Source organism: Enterobacter cloacae complex sp. ECL411, from assembly GCF_021869665.1.
Taxonomy (GTDB): domain Bacteria; phylum Pseudomonadota; class Gammaproteobacteria; order Enterobacterales; family Enterobacteriaceae; genus Enterobacter; species Enterobacter intestinihominis.
This window is the reverse complement of the sequence record NZ_CP091486.1, coordinates 2,744,973-2,764,512: the sequence shown is the minus strand read 5'-3', so window position 1 is coordinate 2,764,512 and position 19,540 is coordinate 2,744,973. Positions and strand designations below refer to the sequence as shown.

Genomic DNA, 19,540 nt, shown 5'->3' with positions numbered 1-19,540 from the left:
TGAATAATTCATTCTTAATTTATCTGTGATGAGATTGCCTGGGCTCTTTTTATTTATTCTGTGAATAATATTACTTCCTTTGGGTCAATTCAACTTGAGGTTGGGTATTTTAATAGGAGAGCGATAGGTGTATTGTTTTTAATAAACGGAATGTTTGTAAAAAGGATAGATAATAATGTCAGGGGAATCTGAGGTGGCTCAACGGTGGGACACGTTAAACAGATATTTATTGTATTTCCCGCGTAGCAAAAATGTTATTTCTGATGTTCATTCTTTTACAGGAAAAGAGATATTAAGCGAGCCTTATCGCTATACCATTCGCTTTACCAGTCCGGATCAAAACATTGCCATTAATGCTGTTCTTAATCAAAGGGCTGAGTTTATTCTGCGTGCACCCAATCTGGAAGCCTCATGGCATGGGCAAACCTCCTGGCTGCCGGTTCGCCAGATTAATGGCACGATCACCCAATTTTCCCGGCTGATGTCTTCAGGTGACGAAGCACTGTATGAATGCGTGCTGGAGCATGAGCTGGCGCTGCTGGATCAAAATTACCGTTCTGCGGTTTACATGAACATGACAGTCCCGGAGCTCGTTACAAAGCTGATGAAGGACAGTGGTCACTTTGACGGCTACAACATTGATTTTGAGCAACTGAGCCACAGCTATCCACGACGGGAAATGATCGTTCAGTGGAAAGAAACCGATTTGCGGTTCATCCGTCGGCTGCTGGCAGAGATAGGGATCTGGTTCCGTTTTGAGAATCACAACAAAGTGAAAACGGAAACCGTCGTTATTTTTGGGGATTCTGCGCGTCGTTACAACTTCAGCGACAAACAGATGCCTTATGTCCGACATTCAGGCATGACCAGTTATAACGAATACATCACCGATCTGGAGGAGCAGCACGGCCTGATCCCAAAAAATGTGTTGGTTCGCACCTATAACTACCGTGACCCGCAATCGCCGCAGACGGATAAGACCATTAAAACGAGCGATATTCCCGAAGGTGTAACGACAGGCCAACACTATCACTATGCCGATCACTATCTTGCTGCGGGGGATTTTCACGGTGAAGAGGCGGAAACCGCCGCATTTTACGCTCGTCTGCGTTATGAACGCCTGTTGAACGGACAGAGTCTTCTGGGGGCGACAACCAGCGATCCCGAGCTTCAGCCAGGCATTATGTTTTATCCCTCAGGGCCTGTACCTGACGGGTTTAAGTCCGGGTTTGTGATAACTGCGATGATTATCCGCGGCAGCCGTGCTGAACACTATCGCGCCGTACTTTCTGGGATCCCCTATATCCACGGCTATAGCTTCCGTCCTGAATACATATCCCGGCCGGTGATAGCCGGAACGGTGCCCGCCAGAGTGAAGGCTATCGGGGGAGATAAAACCTATGCCGGACTTGATGCGGTTGGACGCTACCGGGTTAAGTTCGATTTTGACCTTGATGAAAAACGGGTCGGATTTGAAAGCGCCCTGGTACGCCTCGGCAGGCCGTACGCCGGTGACACTTTTGGTATTCACTTTCCGTTGCTGGAGGGGACTGAAGTTGCCGTAGGTTTTGAAGGCGGCGACCCGGACAGACCTTTTATCGCCCATGTCATGCACGACGGCAGCCACCCGGATTTAGTCACAAACCGTAACGATACCCGAAACGTGATCCGCACGGCCGCGTTGAACAAGATCCGTCTTGAAGATCGTCGCGGGCAGGAACACATCAAAATCTCTACCGAGTACGGCAAAGGGCAAGTGAGTGTGGGCCACCTAGTTGATGCTGAGGGCAAAAAGCGCGGGGAAGGTGTGGAGGCTCGCACCGACGACTGGATGGCGCTGCGTGCTGCCAAAGGCGTGATGATCACCACGGAAGCACAGCCCCGCGCGGGGGGTAAGCAACTGGATATGACAGCGGCTATTGCACAACTCGAAAAGGCGTTATCGCTGGCGATGACCCTACAACAAAGTGCGCTTACGGCAGGTGCGAGTAATGTGGAAACCGATCGGCAAAATGCGCTCAGCCAGACGCTGAGTCATCTCGCGGAGCCCGGTATTTTGGCATATGGAAAAAGTGGAATTGCGCAGGTTACGCCGGACAGCCTGCAATTGTCAGCCGGGAAAGACCTGATTGCCACAGCGGGCGGGAATGCCAGCGTGAATGTGGTGAAAAAATTCTCGCTGGCCGTAGGGGAAAAACTGTCGCTGTTTGCCCGCAAACTCGGCATCCAGATGATTGCCGGTGCGGGGGATATTACGACGCAGGCGCAGCGGGGCGAAATGCACATGCTGTCGCAGCAGGATTTCACGCTGACGAGCACCGCCGGGAAAATGAACGGCAGTGCCAGAAAGGGAATGCAGTTTGTCTGCGGGGGCGGCGGGATCCGGATCAGCCCGACCGGACTGGTCACGATTTTCTCGCCGACGGGCATTGAACTCAAAGCGCCGAGCCTGAAATACGACGGTCCGGAAAGTGTGTCGGTACCGACGCCATCCTTTGACAAAGGCGCCTTTAAACTTCGCTACAAACTGCACGCCGGCGATGATCCGGAGCAAATTCTGGCAAACAAAAAATTCAGGCTGACCAGTGCATCCGGACAGGTGGTGGAAGGCGTGACGGACAGCTGCGGTCGTTCACCCCTGCTCGATGCTGACGACCTCGACAGCTATAAAATGGAGATAATGGAATGACGGAGGCGAAGACAAAACCCTACGCTCCACGGGTGGTATCAGAAGGCGATATTCCGGTACACAAAACCCTGGGCGAAGTCGCCCAGACGCGCAACGTCGGGATACCGCGTCCGATGCCCGGCATTGTGATCCTCGTCCATGGCGTGAACGACGTGGGTGAAGCTTACCAGAATCAGGAGAAAGGAATACTTGTCGGGCTGGGTAAGCGACTCAACCGGCAGGATTTTTACGCCCACGAATGGAAAGACTACAGAATTATCACTCCCGGGCGTTCCCCCATCATCCCGTTTTACTGGGGATATAAACCGGTTACGCATGCTGACTACCGGGCGGACCAGAAGCGCTACCGGGAGGAGGTCGGGAAGCTGAGTGACAAAGCGCATCTGCCCTATGATGCGTACCAGGAAGATAACGAGACGAATAAAAAGTCGCTGGGTAATTACGGGAAAGGGCCGTTTCAGTACCAGAACGATAACTTTAAAAATGCACTTGATACGAGTTTTGCCAAGGGGGGCGGGACCTTTGCCAACGCAACGACGACGATCCCGGATATGCTGGGACCCGGCGCCGGTGGCTTCGGCGTTGCCGCTGCGGGATTTGCCTCGCTGCACTTCAATGATGGCGATTTTACCCATCCTATTTATGAAAACCCGCACCGCATTTACCAGTTTTTTGCCGCTCAACGGCTGGCGGATTTGATTTTAACTATCCGCCGAACTCCGGTCACAGCAAATGATGTTATCAACGTAGTGGCGCATAGTCAGGGCACTATCCTTACCATGCTGGCGAATATGTTGGTCAAACAAGAGGGATTAAAGCCTGTCAACTGTGTCATTCTTAATCACTCACCGTATTCTCTTAAGTCGCGCGCGGCTGAAAATATTCAGCCGGGTTATCAACAGACCGACGACGCCAGACAGCAGACATTTAAAAATTTCTGTCGCCTGATGCATACGCAATGGAAAGGGGGTGGGAAAATGGCAGAGAGCGAATTACTTGCTCTGGAGGCCTCCTGTACCCTGCGTAAACCTTCCGATAATCCGCTGCGAACGGATGGCAGATATTGCCGAAGCAACGACGGTAAAGTGTATAACTACTTTTGCCCGAACGATGGCGTCGTGTCGCTGGAGAATGTGCAGGGGTTTGGCTGGCGGGGCATTCCTCAGAATATTGCCAGTGATATACCGAATCTGTTTCAGCGTGTGTTTTACCAGCATGGTGAAGTAGGAAATATCCCTGAAGCTAAACCCTTTGAGCTACCACCGCGAAATGAGGGGGATGCAAAATATGCCTTTCTCACGAACGCCAGTTACAGCGCTCGCGATGTGGTGATAAATGGTGAGGAGTTACCGGAACCTTTTATTTTCAAACTTCAGGGGGAGGATAATCACCCGGATAACGATCCTAAAACCAGTGATAAACCGTATACCTATTATGTCGATCCGGACAGCCCGGACGCCTACATTTCCTATTCCGCCAAAGCCAGCGCCATTAAGCGCACAGTAACGACAACCTTTGCTGTGAACCGCTATCAAAATATTGGCTGGCAGCCTGGTCACGTTTTATCTGCTTCAGAGCTTAAAGAAGAGAGTTTTGAACGCAAGCATGAAGTTATTTATGGTGAGGTGTCAGGTTCGCGTGATTTTCAGTTAGTTACCCTTACCTGGAAGAAAACACCGGAAGAACTGCAAGCGGAATGGCAGAAAATCGACCCGGTAGGCTACAGCCAGCACTCCTCTATTGTGATGAGCGAATTTGTGCCATCGCACGCTATGGCGTTTGATTTGGCTATTGGGCAATGCAAATCATTCGATTATCAGGCGGGGAAATTTTGGGAAGGGTTGCTACATCGGGCAGACTGGCGCGATTCGCAGAACGGCAATGCCGATGCCAGAGAATATTATCGTTCGGGAAGGTTGCCAATTGCTGAGACGAAAGACTTCATGAACAGACCTGACGAAGTGCTTCCAAAGAGCACTTACGGTGTGAAAAATCAGTTTAACAAACATACCTCTTTCAAGCCTTCTCACGATCAGGTTTCAGGAAATCAAGAATTGAAAAGCCTCCAATGGGATATGCCAAAACCAATGAGTGACAGTCAACTGGCGTAAGGACAAAACATGAAAGGATTATGTACCGTTCTCGCAGCTACGTCCGTTGTGCTGGCAACCGGATGCCAGGCGAAAGAACCGCCGACACAGGTTGTTTACCGGTTCGATGATCATCGTTATCTTGAGTTAAAAGGCTGGGGCTGTGAAGGCCAGCTCTGGTATACAGATACGAAAAGGGGTATTCATTCACAGCCTTATTTTCAATTTTATCGAGTATTTACCCGTAAGTTTATTCATCCATCAGAACGATATATCTCAATTCCTAACTGGGAGGTGGATGGGTTTCATGTATCGAAAGACTATGGCGAAACATGGAAAGCTGTCGGTTTTTCCCCAGCGGGTAATGAACCAAATGGAGATAACAGAGCACCCGCAGAAGATGCAGTGTCTTTTACCGTCGTCAACGATCAGGGCTTTTTACTGACCAAGCACCGGCTGTACATGTCGTCAAAACCATTTGAAGACCCGCGCATTCTGCCCGGTGGGCCGGGGATTACCTATACCGTGGATGACGGAATGGGAAATAAAGTCAGAGGTAAGCTGGAACTCGGTTCTTCTGGCCCTGCTTGGGGGCTGGATTACATCACCAAAGAAGGTCTGCACGAAGATATAGCTCAATTTAAGACAAACTATCAGGACCTACCCGACAGCGTACCCGAGGTGAAGGGCTATACCGGCTGGGATCATATGCGCTGTGATATGGATGCGGGGCGATAACTGATGAAAGGATTATGTACCGTTCTCGCAGCTACGTCCGTTGTGCTGGCAACCGGATGCCAGGCGAAAGAACCGCCCACACAGGTTGTTTATCGGTTCGATGATCATCGTTATCTTGAGTTAAAAGGCTGGGGCTGTGAAGGCCAGCTCTGGTATACAGATACGAAAAGGGGTATTCATTCACAGCCTTATTTTCAATTTTATCGAGTATTTACCCGTAAGTTTATTCATCCATCAGAACGATATATCTCAATTCCTAACTGGGAGGTGGATGGGTTTCATGTATCGAAAGACTATGGCGAAACATGGAAAGCTGTCGGTTTTTCCCCAGCGGGTAATGAACCAAATGGAGATAACAGAGCACCCGCAGAAGATGCAGTGTCTTTCACCGTCGTCAACGATCAGGGTTTTTTACTGACCAAACACCGGCTGTATATGTCATCAAAGCCATTTGAAGACCCGCGCATTCTGCCCGGTGGACCGGGGATTGCCTATACCGTGGATGACGGAATGGGAAATAAAGTAAGCGATACGCTGGACCCCCGTTTCCCTGGCTGGGCCTGGGGAATGGTCTATATGACTAAGCAGGGGCTTAAGCACAGCACGCAGCAATTTAAGGCAAACTGGCAAGATTTACCCGACAGCGTACCCGACGTGAAGGGCTATACCGGCTGGGATCATATGCAATGCAACATGGATGCGGGAAAATAGGGAGATAAAGTGATGAAAGGCGTCATTAGGTTAAACGATCCGCTGATAAGCGGAGGAAAAGTCACTAAGGCCTCTGGGGCAGACTTTATGGGTCAGCCCGTGGCCTTGAAAGATGATCTTGTGCAGTGTCCGCTCCATAAAGGGACGTTCCCAATCACTGAATGTCACCCAACCTGGACCATGCATGGCCGTGGGGTTGTGGTAGATGGCTGTCGCGCGGCGTGTGGATGTGAAATCAAAAGTACCTTACCTGTGGCGGGAGCTTCGTAATGCGCGCGTGGTGGTTATACAAAAAACAGCCAGACTCGGTTTCCACTGTGCCAGTCGTCATGATTGTTTTCCTCTATGTGATAGCCGTCGCAATGGGCCTCGCGATCCGGGCTCTAACCTGGCCTGAACAGGAACACGTTACGGCTCTCTTTTTTGTGCCTTCAGTTATTCTGCCCATCTGTGTTGTGTCGTTGTTAGTTTTTACAAGTTTCATATTTCATGACGCCAACATTCATTATGCTGAAACCCGAAAATTCATAGCAAAAGAGCAGGAGATTAATTTAAAGGCGTATGCGCGGAAAAATATGTCTATCGCAGCATGGTCTTCAATAACCCCCCTGGAGCAACCCGCGCTGAATATGTTGAAACTGGAAGGCGAATTTCCGCTGGCACCGAAAACGCCGGTTAACATTCAGCTGGAAGATCGCTTCGACCAGACCAGGAATGAACAGATGTTTTACCGCTTACTGGACCCGATGGCAGAAAAATTGAAGGGCTATAACTACCGTATTTTTGAAACCGTTGTCTGGGTTCGTGGAGGGAGTGGATCCTGCATTGATGAACTGAGACGCACTCTGGAGCGGTTGGGTATTGAAACGGCCAGCACGTGTAAAATTGAGTACAGCACAGAATGCCCTGACTACGCGATCGTTAGCCAATGGATGAACTTATTTGATTACAGAGTTGAAAACCGGCTGATTGTTATCGTTCATTTACATGAAGAAAGCGGCGAATCAAAGAGCATGGAAAATGCATGTGCATTCCTGCTGACCAGTCATTATGTCCGGGAGGAGGGCGAAAAACCGGTATATTTATATCAGCCTATGTCTGATGTGACCGATGTAGAGGACAAAATGGCGGTCTTCCTTGAGACGGGTTCGGTACTTACGCCGAAAAATCTCTGGTATACCGGGCTGTCCCGTATTGAAAAATATCCATTAATGCAGGCACTGGACAAAAAAGCGCTCACGGTGGAACGGCTGGATATCGATGCCTCTCTGGGCGCAAAGAGTGCCGGGTATCGGTGGCTGGCTCTGGCATTTGCGGCGGATGCGGTAAAATATGCCCAGGGGGAGCAACTGGTAGCTTATTCAGACAAAAACAAATTTTGTATTACTGCGCTTTCCTCCATGAAGACAGCTATCCCAAAAAAACTTACCTGGTGTAACTGGAGTAATCCCCTTTATCCTGCGGGGATGGCGGCTTTATTCTGCGTGTTATCCCTCATTGCCTATCGTATCAGTTTCCTGGCGCAAAACGATCCGCCAGCAATCTGGGAACTGATTGCGAGCATCATCATTCCCTTCGTTATTTTTATTGGCCTCGGTATTTTTGTTTTCATCTCGAAAACGAATGAAGCCTACGAGGACATGGAATACGAATGGAAGCGATAGAAACGGAACAATGTTAATCATGTAATGTGGCTGGTCGCTTAGTTGACCAGCCTTTAGTTATTTACCCTGTCACTTTTACCGCAGTGGCCGCTTTTTTCGCTCTCGCGACGGCTTCGTCCACGTTTTCCCCGGTTGCTAATGCCACGCCCAGACGACGGCTTCCGTCGATCTCCGGTTTGCCGAACAGTCTGACCTGTAAGCCTGCACCAACCGCACCTTCGACGTTATCAAAGGTGACATTCTGGCTGGTCAGCTGCGGCAGGATCACCGCCGAGGCTGCCGGGCCGTACTGACGGATGCCGCCAACCGGCAGGCCGAGGAAAGCACGTACGTGCAGCGCGAACTCAGAGAGATCCTGCGAAATCAGTGTGACCATCCCGGTATCGTGCGGGCGAGGGGAGACTTCGCTGAAGATCACCTCGTCGCCGCAAACAAACAATTCCACGCCGAACAGGCCGTAGCCGCCCAGCGCCAGCACCGTTTTGCGGGCGATCTCCTGCGCGCGTGCCAGCGCCAGCGCGCTCATCTGCTGCGGCTGCCAGGATTCGCGATAATCGCCGTCTTCCTGGCGATGACCAATCGGGTCGCAGAAATAAACGCCATCCACGGCGCTGACGGTGAGCAGGGTAATTTCAAAATCAAATTTCACCACGCCTTCTACGATGACGCGCCCGGCACCGGCACGGCCGCCCTGCTGGGCATAGTCCCAGGCTTTGTCCAGCGTGCTGCTGTCGCGGATAAAGCTCTGCCCTTTGCCAGAGGAGCTCATTACCGGCTTAATGATGCACGGGTAGCCAATCTCCTCTACGGCCTGGAGAAACGCAGCTTTATCCCCGGCAAAACGGTAGCTGGAGGTCGGGAGCTGTAATTCTTCTGCCGCCAGGCGACGAATGCCTTCCCGGTTCATGGTCAGTTTTGCCGCTGTGGCACAGGGCACCACGCGCTGGCCTTCCTGTTCAAGGGCAACCAACATCTCAGTGGCAATGGCCTCAATTTCAGGTACCACGAAATCCGGTTTTTCGTCGGCAATTAACGCCCGCAGGGCATTACCGTCAAGCATATCGATGACGTGCGAGCGATGCGCGACGTGCATGGCGGGTGCATTCGCATAACGGTCCACCGCAATCACTTCCACACCCAAACGCTGGCATTCAATGGCCACTTCTTTACCCAGTTCACCCGATCCCAACAGCATGACGCGCGTCGCGGCAGGACGCAGCGCAGTTCCTAAACGAGTCATAAAAATCCCCCTGAAAAAGATGCGGGCAGTATAAACGAAAACGTTTGCGTCTGTCTTGTATAGGGATAACCCGGACAGGGGAGAAATTTGCGCTTCTTTAGCACTGACAGACATTTCCTGACACCCGCTCGCTTAGGCTGTGAAGGTTACGCACTGTTACGTGAGGAAAAATATGTCAGGCTGGATGAATCAACTGCAATCCCTGTTGGGACAAAAAGGCTCGTCGTCCGGCGAGCAGGGTCTGAGCAAGCTGCTTGTGCCGGGTGCGCTCGGCGGGCTGGCCGGTTTGCTGGTTGCCAATAAATCATCGCGGAAACTGCTTACCAAATACGGTACCGGCGCGCTGCTGGCGGGCGGAGGGGCTATTGCAGGCTCCGTCTTATGGAACAAATACAAAGACAAGGTGCGCAACGCGCATCAGGATGAACCGCAGTACGGGAAGCAGGTATCGCCGTTAGATTTACGCACCGAGCGTCTGATCCTCGCCCTGGTCTTTGCAGCCAAGAGCGACGGGCATATTGATGCCAGTGAACGTGCCGCAATTGAACAGCAGATGCGGGAAGCGGGCGTTGAGGAGCAGGGCAGGGCGCTGGTGGCGCAGGCCATCGAACAGCCGCTCGATCCGCAGCGTCTGGCGCAAAGCGTGAAAAACGAAGAAGAGGCACTGGAACTCTATTTTCTGAGCTGTGCTGCCATCGATATCGATCACTTTATGGAGCGCAGCTACCTGAACGCCCTGGGTGATGCGCTGAAGATCCCACAGGACGTTCGTGAGGGAATTGAGCAGGATATTCAGCAGCAGAAGCAGACCCTCGCGGGCTAGAAGGCCATGTTTCGCTTGCATCATACGCGTGTTTTGCCAACCTTATAGGATGTAAAACGAAAAAGTAAGAATGCCATGCCTCCAAAAGCCCGACGTACTCCTTATGCGATCACCACGCATGGCGATACGCGTATCGATAACTACTACTGGCTGCGGGACGATTCTCGTTCCCGGCCAGAGGTGCTCGACTATCTGCACGAGGAAAACGACTATGGCCGCCAGGTCATGGCCAGCCAGCAGGCGCTTCAGGATCAGCTCCTGAACGAAATGGTGCAGCGTATCCCCCAGCGTGATGTCTCTGCCCCGTGGTGCAAAAACAGTTATCGCTATCGCCATATTTATGAGCCGGGAAACGAATATCCCATCTACCAGCGCCAGTCTGTGCTGAGCGCCGAGTGGGACGAATGGGAGATCCTGCTGGATGCTAACAAACGTGCTGCCCACAGTGAGTTTTATACGCTGGGCGGCATGTCCATTTCCCCCGATAACGCCATTATGGCGCTGGCTGAGGATTACCTCTCCCGCCGCCAGTACGGTTTGCGTTTCCGCAATCTTGAAACGGGAAACTGGTATCCCGAAATGCTGGATAATGTCTCCCCCGATTTCGTCTGGGGTAACGATTCAGAAACGGTCTACTACGTTAAAAAGCATGCCTCAACGCTGCTACCTTATCAGGTCTGGCGTCATACGGTGGGGACCGATTCCGCCGATGATGAGCTTGTGTATGAAGAAAAAGACGAGACGTTCTACGTCAGCCTGCATAAAACCTCGTCTCGCCACTACGTGATTATCTTCCTTGCCAGCGCCACCACCTCTGAGGTGCTGCTGCTGGATGCCGAACTGCCGGATGCCCAGCCGTTATGCTTCCTGCCGCGCCGTAAAGATCATGAGTACAGTCTGGATCACTTCCAGCACAGCTTTTACCTGCGTTCGAACCGCGAGGGCAAAAACTTTGGCCTTTATAAAACCAAAGTGCGCGATGAACGGAAGTGGGAAGTGTTAATTCCTGCGCGCGATCAGGTGATGCTGGAGGGGTTCACCCTGTTTACCGACTGGCTGGTGGTGGAAGAGCGTCAGCGCGGACTGACCAGTATCCGCCAAATCAACCGCAAAACCCGCGAAGCGGTGGGCATTGCGTTCGATGACCCTGCTTACGTGACGTGGATCGGCTTTAACCCGGAACCGGAATCGTCCCGCCTGCGGTACGGCTATTCGTCAATGACTACCCCGGACACGTTGTTTGAGCTGGATATGGACACCGGGCAGCGTCAGGTGATTAAACAGGCTGAGGTCCGGGGATTTGAGTCGGAAAATTATCGCAGTGAACACCTGTGGGTGACCGCGCGCGACGGCGTTGAAGTCCCCGTGTCTCTCGTCTACCACAAGGATCACTTCAACAAAGGTAAAAACCCCATCCTCATCTACGGTTACGGCTCCTACGGATCCAGCATGGACGCCGATTTCAGCAGCAGCAGGCTGAGCCTGCTCGACCGCGGTTTTGTTTATGCGATTGCCCATATTCGCGGCGGCGGCGAGCTGGGTCAGCACTGGTATGAACACGGAAAATTTCTCAAAAAGAAAAATACCTTCAATGACTACCTTGATGTCTGCGATGCGCTGATCGCGCAGGGTTATGGCGATCCGCAACTCTGCTTTGGCATGGGGGGCAGCGCCGGAGGCATGTTAATGGGAGCCGTGGTAAACCAGCGGCCTGAACTGTTTAAAGGCGTTATCGCTCAGGTGCCGTTTGTGGACGTGGTGACGACCATGCTGGACGAAACCATTCCGCTGACCACCGGGGAGTTTGAGGAGTGGGGGAACCCGCAGGATGAAACCTATTACCGCTACATGAAAGAGTACAGCCCGTACGATAACGTCGAGGCGAAAGCCTATCCGCATATGCTGGTGACCACCGGCCTGCACGATTCCCAGGTGCAGTACTGGGAGCCCGCGAAATGGGTGGCGAAGCTGCGTGAGCTAAAAACTGACGATAATCTGCTGCTGCTGTGTACCGATATGGACTCGGGGCACGGAGGGAAATCAGGGCGATTTAAATCCTATGAAGGGGTGGCGCTGGAGTACGCCTTTTTGATTGGCCTGGCGCAGGATACGCTGCCAGGCCGCGCGGGAACTCAGGCTTCGCCTAAATAATGCTTCAGCGTCAGGCGCAGTTCCGGGCTCATTCTGTCGAGGTTGTTGTACAGCCAGCGCAGATAGCCCGGATCGTTGTCCGCCACTTCCGATACCGGTTTTCCACGATATTTACCGAACGTGAAGGTGGTCAGTAGGGCGGGGCGGCCGGTAATGGTCGCCATATCGTCCGGCGTCCAGCCGGAAGTATTCATGATATCAATCAGGAGCGCTGCGGTGATGTAGCAGTCATAGAGGGCGCGGTGATGATGCAGCCCTTCCGGCGTCCGCACGCTTAGTTTGCGCGACTTATACAGCGCCATATTGCTGTATTTGATCCCCGGCCACAGACGGCGCGCCAGCTTCATGGTGCAAATCCATTCACCGGGCATCTCCGGCAGCACGCGGCGGTCAAAGCTGGCGTTATGGGCGACATACCACTGGCTACCGTGGTAAAGAGGGATGATCTCTTCAATCCACGGCTTATCCGCCACCATCGATTCCGTAATGCGATGAATTGCCATCGCCTGCGCACTGATGGGACGGTCCGGGCGCACCAGGTGGCTCATTGGATTGACTATCTTTCCGTCAACCACGTCGACAGAGGCGACTTCCACAATTCCACCCTGCAAATCGCAGGTTTCGGTATCGATAACGCGCAGCATTGATCGCTCCTGATCCTAAAATGCCTAGCCTAATGGAATGATATCCCCTTGCCAACCCTGTCGGCCCAAAGAACCGGTTAACAGCAATTCTCCCTTATCGGCACGCACGATCAGCTGACCTTTTTCATCCCATAAGGCGCTACCGCTGCGCGCGTTCGCCATTAATACCGCGATGGCGTACTTATGCGCGAAGCGTTGTAACGAACTGATGGATTGCCGCCAGCGTTGCTCACCCACCGCCAGGCTGCTGGTGAACAGCGTTGCCTCTGGGTCTAGTTCCGGGGCGTCAGCCTGATTATCAACGATGGTTAACCGTTTATTGCCAGGATTAACACCCGCACCGTTACCCTGCGGATAGCGCCGGATGGTCGACAGGTTAGGGGTGAAAAGCGCGAGTCCTTTCTGTTGCTGGAGCGTAATACCGGCAATCACCGTGATGAAACGTGACTGCGCCGCGTGAAGGAGGGGGGCAAGCTGCAAATCGTCGGGGGGTGGGGGTAAGGTTGTTCCGCCAGGGCCGGTAAGCGAAAGCTCCGGAAAGACGACTAAATCGCACCCATGCGAGGCAGCCTCGGCAATAAAGTGCAGGTGATGTTTTACGTGCTCATCAACACAGTTGTGCCGCGGAGCATACTGAGCCGCGGCAATAGTCCATCGTGACATCGTGACTTCCTTATACACTAAGTCGCTGGGATTTTAAGATTACACCTAAATTTATCAGGGTTTTCTTATCCTGCCACATAACGCGTAAGGAAGTGTAACGGGACGTTAAGCTTATTTAACTTTAGGTTCGTACGGCAGGCGCGAGAGATTAACGGAGGCGAGGCGATGCGCAATAAGACGTTCGCGGAACCAGTCGCGCAGATGCGCGGGTTGTTCACGCTCTACCACTTCAGCCACGACGGGCATGTTGTAACGCTCTTTGAATGCGACCCCCGCGGCGGCGAGATCGACATTCACTTTGTCCATCTCGTCCTGAGGAAGGGCGGCCAGGTTAACGTTCATTTCCTTCTCCTTTTTCTGCGGCGGCAACGTTACCGCGATTGTTCAACGATGACAAGGGAGCAAAGGATGTTCCTCGACTCGTTAATTATACAGAGTTATTCTTTAGCATTCAGGCATAACGAAAAGGAATGATTGTGATGCACTTTACCCCTTCCCGCGTCGCGTGTGCGCTGGTGTTTCTGCTCTCTTCGGCAATCGCGCCATCAGCTCTGGCCCATGCGCACCTTAAGCAACAATCCCCGCAGGAAAATACCGTCGCGACGGCACCCGATGTCATTACCCTGAATTTCTCGGAGGGCATTGAACCTGCCTTCAGCGGCGTCGTGGTGACGGACGCGCAGCAGCACAAAATCCAGACCGGCGCGGTGAAGCGTGACAAGAAGGATAACGCAAAGCTGATTGTTCCTCTTGAGAAACCGTTGACGACCGGCACCTATACGGTGGACTGGCATGTGGTCTCCGTGGACGGCCACAAAACCAAGGGCAGCTATCACTTTAGCGTGAAATAGTATGCTGGCCCTGAGCTACGTAGCGTTTCGCTTTATCCATTTTGTTGCGCTGATACTACTGTTCGGCAACGCGTTATACAGTGTCTGGTTTGCACCGTCTTCGTTGCAGCGCCTCATGACGCAGCGTTTCCAGCGCCAGCAGAATATCGCGGCCTTAATCAGCCTGATGGCTGCTCTGCTGATGTTCGGCCTGCAAAGTGGGTTAATGGGCAATGGCTGGGGTGATGTCATTCGCCCGGCGGTCTGGCGCAGCGTGCTGGGCACGCAGTTTGGTGGCGTCTGGCTGTGGCAAATGGTGCTGGCCGCTGTGACCGCGGGTGCTGCATGGCTTACCCCGCAAAAGGGCTCACGGCTGTTACTGCTCGCGATGGGGCAACTGGTGCTGCTGGCGGGCGTGGGACATGCCGCGATGAACGGTGGCGCGCCGGGTGCGTTGCATCGTCTGAACCATGCGCTTCACCTGCTCTGCGCCGCCACCTGGGTGGGCGGTCTACTGCCGCTGCTGTTCTGTATGCGGCTGGCGAAAGGCCGCTGGCAGCCAGCCGCTATCTTTACCATGATGCGCTTCTCCCGCGTGGGGCATTATGCAGTGGCGGGCGTGCTGCTGACCGGGATAATCAATACGCTCTTTATTGTGGGCATAGACGTGCCGTGGGAAGCGCCTTATGTACGGCTGTTGTTGTTCAAATGTGCGCTGGTCATCATGATGGTGGCAATTGCGCTGGCGAATCGGTATTTTCTTGTGCCACGCTTTCGCCCTGATGCCGGGCGGGAACAACAGATTTTTATCAGGATGACACAGGCAGAAGTGGTGCTGGGCGCGCTGGTACTGGTGGCCGTCAGCCTGTTCGCGACCTGGGAACCCTTCTGACAAGGTTAAATAATTTATGAAAAAGACACTGCTTTCTCTTTTACTTCTCACCTGTGCCAGCAGTGCGCTGGCCGCGCCGCAGGTCATCACCGTCAGCCGGTTTGAAGTGGGTAAGGACAACTGGGCATTTAATCGTGAAGAGGTCATGCTCACCTGCCGTCCCGGTAACGCGCTGTATGTCATCAATCCCAGTACGCTCGTGCAGTATCCGTTAAATGACGTAGCGGAGCAGCAGGTTGCCAGCGGGAAAAGTAACGGACAGCCTGTCAGCGTGATCCAGGTGGATGACCCGGCAAACCCCGGGCAGAAGAAGAGTCTGGCACCGTTTATTGAGCGCGCTAAAAAGCTCTGCTAGCCGTCAGGTTTCCAGTAAAAAAAAACCGCAGGTGCTTGTAAAAGCTCTGCGGTTTTTCACATTTAGTGATGTTCTGACGCTTTTTTTCAGACCACTTTTACTGTGGACTGGAAAACCTGACGCCGTCATCTATTCTTAAAGGGCAAGGCGATTGAGCCTGCATTAATGCCAACTTTTAGCGCACGGCTCTCTCCCAAGAGCCATTTCCCTGGACCGAATACAGGAATCGTATTCGGTCTCTTTTTATCTGCATGAAAATAAACGATAAAACTCGGTTTTCGTCTCAGCAGAAGGTTCACTTCCTGTGCGCCTGCTTCAAACATACCACAACCCGGCAGGCGTAAGTCCAGTCCTTTTTGGCTGCTTTGTTAAATTTTTGTTTGTATTTTGCCTGAGACGACTGCGGGATCAATGCGCGCATGTACGGAAGCCGCAATATCATCAAGTAACGCAAAGCGGCGACGGTATTCGGCGCGTTTTTTGCTGGCAATTTCCTCCAGTGCTTTACGCTCCATCTGGAGCGGCAACTGCCAGCAGAAGGCGGAGAGTTTCTTTCCGTTCAGGCCTTCCCAGAACTCGTCGTAGCTAGCGTGAAAATGACGCCCTTTACTCAGACGGTAGCGCAGCGCGCGGAAAACATGGCCTTCATCGCTGACGGCAAAAATCGCGCTGATGTTCGAGCGTGAGGCAAGCTGGAAGATCACCTCCATCAGCACGCGTTTCGGGAAAAGCCCATGGCAGGCACGGGTAGCCTGCTTAATCACCTCCCGTGAAACATGACGACGGGGACCCTGGAGGCCGCCGATCACCAGCACCATACGGCCGTTACTGCGTGCGACACAGAACGTCAGGCTGGCAAGCAGCGTGTTGTCATTGTCATGCAGCCAAAGCGTGCTTTCGCCTTCACGTTCAGCCTTACCTGCGGACGAGGCGTGGACGGTATAGATTTCGCCGTTTTTTGCCTCGAACCGGACAACCGGCACCTCTTGCGGATTGGTCAGCGCGTGGGCGAGGGCGGTATTTGTCAGACTATCAATCCACTGATAGTGGCTGACGATAGCATCGGCCCGGTCGTTTGAGTTCAGGCCACGCATCAGATACTGGCGGTGAGTTTTGCTCGGCAAGGTAATTTGAGAGGTGAGCAGCCTGTCGAAATCATCGCGCCCGGATAGCGCCTCCAGCATGCGATGGGTGGAGGACCAGAATAAAAGCGAGCGCAGAAGGAACTTTAACCGGTAATCACGTTTGTGCCAGATTGGGCCGGGAACGCGTTTCCCTCTCACCAGTTCAGAAATAATATTTGTGCGATGCGGATAAAAAACATCGTTTTGCAGGTGTATGTTTGACACGTGAAAATCCCTCTTTTTATTCCGCATTATTTTAAAGGTCAGGGAATAAGGGATTAATAGCGCAGCGATCTTTATTTCCGGCTGGTTTATGGTTTGTTTGGATTCGCGATATCCAACGCCAGCGCATGACATTTTCTGTGGCAGCTATACTTCTTACAGGAGGCGTTATGTATCAGAAAATAGAGGGAGAACACTGGCGTCATGTCTGGGTTGTCAGCGATATTCATGGTTGCTATCAGTGGCTTATGGATGAGCTTAAACGACGGCATTTTAATCCTGATGCGGATCTGCTTATCTCGGTGGGGGATATTATCGACCGCGGTCCCGACAGCATGAAATGTTTACAGCTGATGCAGGAAAAGTGGTTTTATGCGGTACGCGGTAATCACGAGCAAATGGCGTTAGATGCGCTTGAAAATAATGATTTTAGTCTCTGGAAGATAAATGGCGGTAACTGGTTTACCGGGCTTACGGTCGCTCAACAAAAGCAGGCGAAGGATTTACTCGACGCGTGTCGGGACTTACCACACATTATTGAAATAACCTGCAAAAACGGGCTGAACGTGATTGCTCATGCGGATTATCCCGCCGCCGAATATGCCTGGCATAAGCCGGTAGATGCCCAGCGGGTGCTGTGGGATCGCGACCGGTTAATGGGCTTTATGGTGGGTAGAGGGCAGGGCATTAGCGGCGCGGATCACTTCTGGTTCGGACATACGCCTGTGGACAAGCGCTACGATTTCAACAATCTGCACTACATTGATACGGGAGCGGTGTTCGGGGGCTTTCTGACGCTGGCGCAGCTTCAGTAATAAATAACCCGCCTTCGGGCGGGTTCTCTTTGGGTTATGCAAGACGCAAGACCCAGGCATCGGTTTTACTGTCGTAATGTTCACGGTACAGAACGGAATGTTCCCCATCAAGGATCGCCGGGACGCTGGTATCTGCATCCCAGGCGTCCAGTTGCATGCACAAATCCGGATCGGATTTGCAGGGAATACTTAACGTTCGTTCGCCTTGTGCTTCGCCGCGCAATTCAGCGTCGTCGATTTCAAAAGCGCCAATGCGTACGCTGGTTTTCGTCATAATGCTCTCCGGTTTGTTGCCCAAAATCTGGTATGACCAGTGCAGTCATCCATTTTTGATCCTAGACAAGGAGAGAGAAATCGCCAGTAAAAAAATGCGTTTTTTCAGTCAGTGCGGCTGTTACCGGTAAACAGGCGACCATCGCGTACCAGTTCACGCGGATAGCTGTTTTTCAGCCGCGAGCCGACTTTTTTCGCCAGCCCGAGCGGATAGCCCTGATACGTCACGATGACTTCATCCTGTGACGGGCCGTCTTCCGGGTAAACGTCACGACCGCGATACCACTCTTCCGCTTCATGATGCGTCAGGGCGAAGGAGTTCTCACTTCCTGCCAGCGCAATGACCGCTTCGTGCTGCCAGCGATAGCCTTTGTTGTGGATCTCCGCCAGGCGAATACCGAGGCGGGAGAAACGCACCTTACCAATCAGCGGTTCGATGTTGACCGGGAACAGCCACAGCTCTTTGTCACGCATCCAGAGGCGCAGGCTCTCATCCCAGTGCAGTCCCACTTTGCTGGCAGCCGCTTGCGCCTGTGTCGCCTCACGGCCTTTGACCGGCGCGAACGGGAAGTTGCCGACCTTAAACTTAGGGACAGGCAGCGGATCGACGGCGCGGGTTTTACGCAGTCGTGCGACAAAGAACCCCTCGCAATCGTAAATCTGCGGGAAGACGTGCAGGAAGCCTTCAGGGGTGGCCGCGTGACTGGCCGAATCGAAGAGGGTGTCCAGCGGCAGAAACTCGACGGCATCCGCATAGCGTTGCCTGAGCCACAGGCAGACGTCCTCGTTTTCATCGCGGTTCAGCGTGCAGGTGGAGTAAACCAGCGTTCCACCGGGGCGCAGGGCATGAAACGCACTGTCGATCAGTTCACGCTGCGTGGCGGCGATCTCCAGGTTGCTTTCAACGGACCAGTTTTTTAACGCATCAGGATCTTTACGCACTACGCCTTCGCCGGAGCAGGGCGCGTCGAGCAGGATGGCATCAAAAGCTTCCGGCAAGGCAGCGCCAAACACGCGACCGTCGAAGTGTGTTAACGCGACGTTGTGGATCCCGCAGCGGCTGATATTGGCGTGCAGGACTTTGACGCGGCTGGCGGAAAATTCGTTGGCGAGGATCGCGCCGTGGTTGTTCATCCGGGCGGCAATTTGCGTGGTTTTAGAGCCCGGCGCCGCCGCGACATCCATCACCCGCTCAGGCTGGTTTCCGTCGGCAAACAGCGCGGCAACCGGCAGCATGGAGCTGGCTTCCTGAATATAAAACAGCCCGCTCAGGTGCTCGGCGGTGCTGCCGAGCGGCAGGCTCTCCTCGTCATCCCGCTCGATCCAGAACCCTTCCTCACACCACGGCACCGGCGTCAGCTGCCAGCCGTAGGAGGAGACGAGATCCAGAAACGCTCCGACGCTGATTTTCAGCGTATTGACGCGAATACTTCGACGCAAAGGGCGCTGGCAGGCGGCGACGAAATCGTCGAAAGAGAGATGAGCAGGAAGCGCCTCGCGCATCTGTGCGAGGAATTGTTCAGGAAGAAATACGGAGTTTTGAGCCACGGGCACACCACAGGGAAACATTCAGGCGCGCAGTGTAACATAAAGGCTCCGGCGCGTTGACACCGGAG

At 53.1% G+C, this 19,540-nt stretch carries 20 protein-coding genes; 12 read left to right on the top strand and 8 right to left on the bottom strand.

Annotation, left to right across the window (positions count from 1 at the left end; translation table 11 throughout):
- Positions 1-175: 175 nt before the first annotated feature.
- From L3069_RS13165 to L3069_RS13140, 6 genes are read left to right on the top strand one after another with little or no spacing between them, the layout of a single operon-like run.
- Positions 176-2,689 (top strand): type VI secretion system tip protein VgrG, encoded by a 2,514-nt coding sequence (locus L3069_RS13165; RefSeq protein WP_038416267.1) that lies wholly within the window; start codon positions 176-178, stop codon positions 2,687-2,689.
- Entirely contained in the window at positions 2,686-4,800 is a 2,115-nt protein-coding gene (locus L3069_RS13160; protein WP_038416266.1) for a DUF3274 domain-containing protein, read from the top strand. Before L3069_RS13165 ends, L3069_RS13160 begins: the two co-directional genes overlap by 4 nt.
- A 9-nt stretch (positions 4,801-4,809) precedes the next feature.
- Positions 4,810-5,517 (top strand): hypothetical protein, encoded by a 708-nt coding sequence (locus L3069_RS13155; RefSeq protein WP_038416265.1) that lies wholly within the window; start codon positions 4,810-4,812, stop codon positions 5,515-5,517.
- Positions 5,518-5,520: 3 nt separating this feature from the next.
- On the top strand, positions 5,521-6,228 hold the full coding sequence (locus L3069_RS13150) for a hypothetical protein (RefSeq protein WP_038416264.1): 708 nt from the start codon (positions 5,521-5,523) through the stop codon (positions 6,226-6,228).
- A 12-nt stretch (positions 6,229-6,240) separates the two neighbouring features.
- The gene (locus L3069_RS13145; RefSeq protein ID WP_022648473.1) at positions 6,241-6,498 is read left to right on the top strand and encodes a PAAR domain-containing protein; all 258 of its coding nucleotides are present in this window, start codon (positions 6,241-6,243) and stop codon (positions 6,496-6,498) included.
- On the top strand, positions 6,498-7,892 hold the full coding sequence (locus tag L3069_RS13140; RefSeq protein WP_038416263.1) for a hypothetical protein: 1,395 nt from the start codon (positions 6,498-6,500) through the stop codon (positions 7,890-7,892). Before L3069_RS13145 ends, L3069_RS13140 begins: the two co-directional genes overlap by 1 nt.
- A 61-nt stretch (positions 7,893-7,953) precedes the next feature.
- On the opposite strand, the gene purT is transcribed toward L3069_RS13140, so the two are convergent.
- A complete protein-coding gene (purT, locus tag L3069_RS13135) occupies positions 7,954-9,132 on the bottom strand; it encodes a formate-dependent phosphoribosylglycinamide formyltransferase (protein ID WP_023300436.1) in 1,179 nt (392 codons plus the stop codon).
- Between the two features lie 172 nt (positions 9,133-9,304).
- Here purT and L3069_RS13130 point away from each other — a divergent pair, with 172 nt between their 5' ends.
- Together L3069_RS13130 and ptrB are read left to right on the top strand one after the other, a co-directional pair.
- Positions 9,305-9,955, top strand: a complete 651-nt coding sequence (locus tag L3069_RS13130; RefSeq protein WP_022648470.1) for a tellurite resistance TerB family protein — start codon at positions 9,305-9,307, stop codon at positions 9,953-9,955.
- A gap of 75 nt (positions 9,956-10,030) precedes the next feature.
- Complete coding sequence (ptrB, locus tag L3069_RS13125; RefSeq protein ID WP_038416262.1) at positions 10,031-12,106, top strand: oligopeptidase B; 2,076 nt, start codon at positions 10,031-10,033, stop codon at positions 12,104-12,106.
- Here ptrB and exoX read toward each other — a convergent pair.
- The 3 genes from exoX to L3069_RS13110 form a co-directional block, all read right to left on the bottom strand.
- Positions 12,088-12,750, bottom strand: a complete 663-nt coding sequence (gene exoX / locus L3069_RS13120; protein ID WP_022648468.1) for an exodeoxyribonuclease X — start codon at positions 12,748-12,750, stop codon at positions 12,088-12,090. The genes ptrB and exoX overlap by 19 nt on opposite strands.
- A 24-nt stretch (positions 12,751-12,774) precedes the next feature.
- On the bottom strand, positions 12,775-13,413 hold the full coding sequence (locus tag L3069_RS13115; protein WP_022648467.1) for a nitrilase-related carbon-nitrogen hydrolase: 639 nt from the start codon (positions 13,411-13,413) through the stop codon (positions 12,775-12,777).
- A 111-nt stretch (positions 13,414-13,524) separates the two neighbouring features.
- The gene (locus L3069_RS13110) at positions 13,525-13,755 is read right to left on the bottom strand and encodes a DNA polymerase III subunit theta (RefSeq protein ID WP_003859784.1); all 231 of its coding nucleotides are present in this window, start codon (positions 13,753-13,755) and stop codon (positions 13,525-13,527) included.
- 137 nt (positions 13,756-13,892) lie between these two features.
- Between L3069_RS13110 and yobA the strand changes: the two genes are divergently transcribed.
- From yobA to L3069_RS13095, 3 genes are read left to right on the top strand one after another with little or no spacing between them, the layout of a single operon-like run.
- On the top strand, positions 13,893-14,264 hold the full coding sequence (gene yobA, locus L3069_RS13105) for a CopC domain-containing protein YobA (RefSeq protein WP_038416261.1): 372 nt from the start codon (positions 13,893-13,895) through the stop codon (positions 14,262-14,264).
- A 1-nt stretch (position 14,265) separates the two neighbouring features.
- A complete protein-coding gene (gene copD / locus L3069_RS13100) occupies positions 14,266-15,135 on the top strand; it encodes a copper homeostasis membrane protein CopD (protein ID WP_038416260.1) in 870 nt (289 codons plus the stop codon).
- Between the two features lie 16 nt (positions 15,136-15,151).
- On the top strand, positions 15,152-15,490 hold the full coding sequence (locus L3069_RS13095) for a YebY family protein (protein WP_022648464.1): 339 nt from the start codon (positions 15,152-15,154) through the stop codon (positions 15,488-15,490).
- Between the two features lie 125 nt (positions 15,491-15,615).
- On the opposite strand, the gene L3069_RS13090 is transcribed toward L3069_RS13095, so the two are convergent.
- On the bottom strand, positions 15,616-15,813 hold the full coding sequence (locus L3069_RS13090; protein WP_071881497.1) for a hypothetical protein: 198 nt from the start codon (positions 15,811-15,813) through the stop codon (positions 15,616-15,618).
- Between the two features lie 45 nt (positions 15,814-15,858).
- Positions 15,859-16,839 (bottom strand): VirK/YbjX family protein, encoded by a 981-nt coding sequence (locus L3069_RS13085; RefSeq protein ID WP_038416259.1) that lies wholly within the window; start codon positions 16,837-16,839, stop codon positions 15,859-15,861.
- A 167-nt stretch (positions 16,840-17,006) separates the two neighbouring features.
- Between L3069_RS13085 and pphA the strand changes: the two genes are divergently transcribed.
- Complete coding sequence (pphA, locus tag L3069_RS13080) at positions 17,007-17,651, top strand: protein-serine/threonine phosphatase (protein WP_038416258.1); 645 nt, start codon at positions 17,007-17,009, stop codon at positions 17,649-17,651.
- A gap of 34 nt (positions 17,652-17,685) precedes the next feature.
- Here pphA and L3069_RS13075 read toward each other — a convergent pair whose 3' ends face one another.
- Positions 17,686-17,925: a YebV family protein gene (locus tag L3069_RS13075; protein ID WP_006811010.1), complete on the bottom strand. Its 240-nt coding sequence runs from the start codon at positions 17,923-17,925 to the stop codon at positions 17,686-17,688.
- Between the two features lie 104 nt (positions 17,926-18,029).
- Entirely contained in the window at positions 18,030-19,478 is a 1,449-nt protein-coding gene (gene rsmF / locus L3069_RS13070; protein WP_202195747.1) for a 16S rRNA (cytosine(1407)-C(5))-methyltransferase RsmF, read from the bottom strand.
- Positions 19,479-19,540: the final 62 nt, after the last annotated feature.

Bases quoted from the DNA above. Each gene is read 5' to 3' on its own strand.
- purT (WP_023300436.1), bottom strand. From the start codon at position 9,132: ATGACTCGTTTAGGAACTGCGCTGCGTCCTGCCGCGACGCGCGTCATG.
- copD (WP_038416260.1), top strand. From the start codon at position 14,266: ATGCTGGCCCTGAGCTACGTAGCGTTTCGCTTTATCCATTTTGTTGCG.
- L3069_RS13130 (WP_022648470.1), top strand. From the start codon at position 9,305: ATGTCAGGCTGGATGAATCAACTGCAATCCCTGTTGGGACAAAAAGGC.
- L3069_RS13090 (WP_071881497.1), bottom strand. From the start codon at position 15,813: ATGTTTGAAGCAGGCGCACAGGAAGTGAACCTTCTGCTGAGACGAAAA.
- yobA (WP_038416261.1), top strand. From the start codon at position 13,893: ATGCACTTTACCCCTTCCCGCGTCGCGTGTGCGCTGGTGTTTCTGCTC.
- L3069_RS13145 (WP_022648473.1), top strand. From the start codon at position 6,241: ATGAAAGGCGTCATTAGGTTAAACGATCCGCTGATAAGCGGAGGAAAA.
- exoX (WP_022648468.1), bottom strand. From the start codon at position 12,750: ATGCTGCGCGTTATCGATACCGAAACCTGCGATTTGCAGGGTGGAATT.
- ptrB (WP_038416262.1), top strand. From the start codon at position 10,031: ATGCCTCCAAAAGCCCGACGTACTCCTTATGCGATCACCACGCATGGC.
- L3069_RS13115 (WP_022648467.1), bottom strand. From the start codon at position 13,413: ATGTCACGATGGACTATTGCCGCGGCTCAGTATGCTCCGCGGCACAAC.
- L3069_RS13160 (WP_038416266.1), top strand. From the start codon at position 2,686: ATGACGGAGGCGAAGACAAAACCCTACGCTCCACGGGTGGTATCAGAA.
- pphA (WP_038416258.1), top strand. From the start codon at position 17,007: ATGTATCAGAAAATAGAGGGAGAACACTGGCGTCATGTCTGGGTTGTC.
- L3069_RS13140 (WP_038416263.1), top strand. From the start codon at position 6,498: ATGCGCGCGTGGTGGTTATACAAAAAACAGCCAGACTCGGTTTCCACT.
- L3069_RS13155 (WP_038416265.1), top strand. From the start codon at position 4,810: ATGAAAGGATTATGTACCGTTCTCGCAGCTACGTCCGTTGTGCTGGCA.
- L3069_RS13095 (WP_022648464.1), top strand. From the start codon at position 15,152: ATGAAAAAGACACTGCTTTCTCTTTTACTTCTCACCTGTGCCAGCAGT.
- L3069_RS13110 (WP_003859784.1), bottom strand. From the start codon at position 13,755: ATGAACGTTAACCTGGCCGCCCTTCCTCAGGACGAGATGGACAAAGTG.
- L3069_RS13075 (WP_006811010.1), bottom strand. From the start codon at position 17,925: ATGACGAAAACCAGCGTACGCATTGGCGCTTTTGAAATCGACGACGCT.
- L3069_RS13150 (WP_038416264.1), top strand. From the start codon at position 5,521: ATGAAAGGATTATGTACCGTTCTCGCAGCTACGTCCGTTGTGCTGGCA.
- L3069_RS13165 (WP_038416267.1), top strand. From the start codon at position 176: ATGTCAGGGGAATCTGAGGTGGCTCAACGGTGGGACACGTTAAACAGA.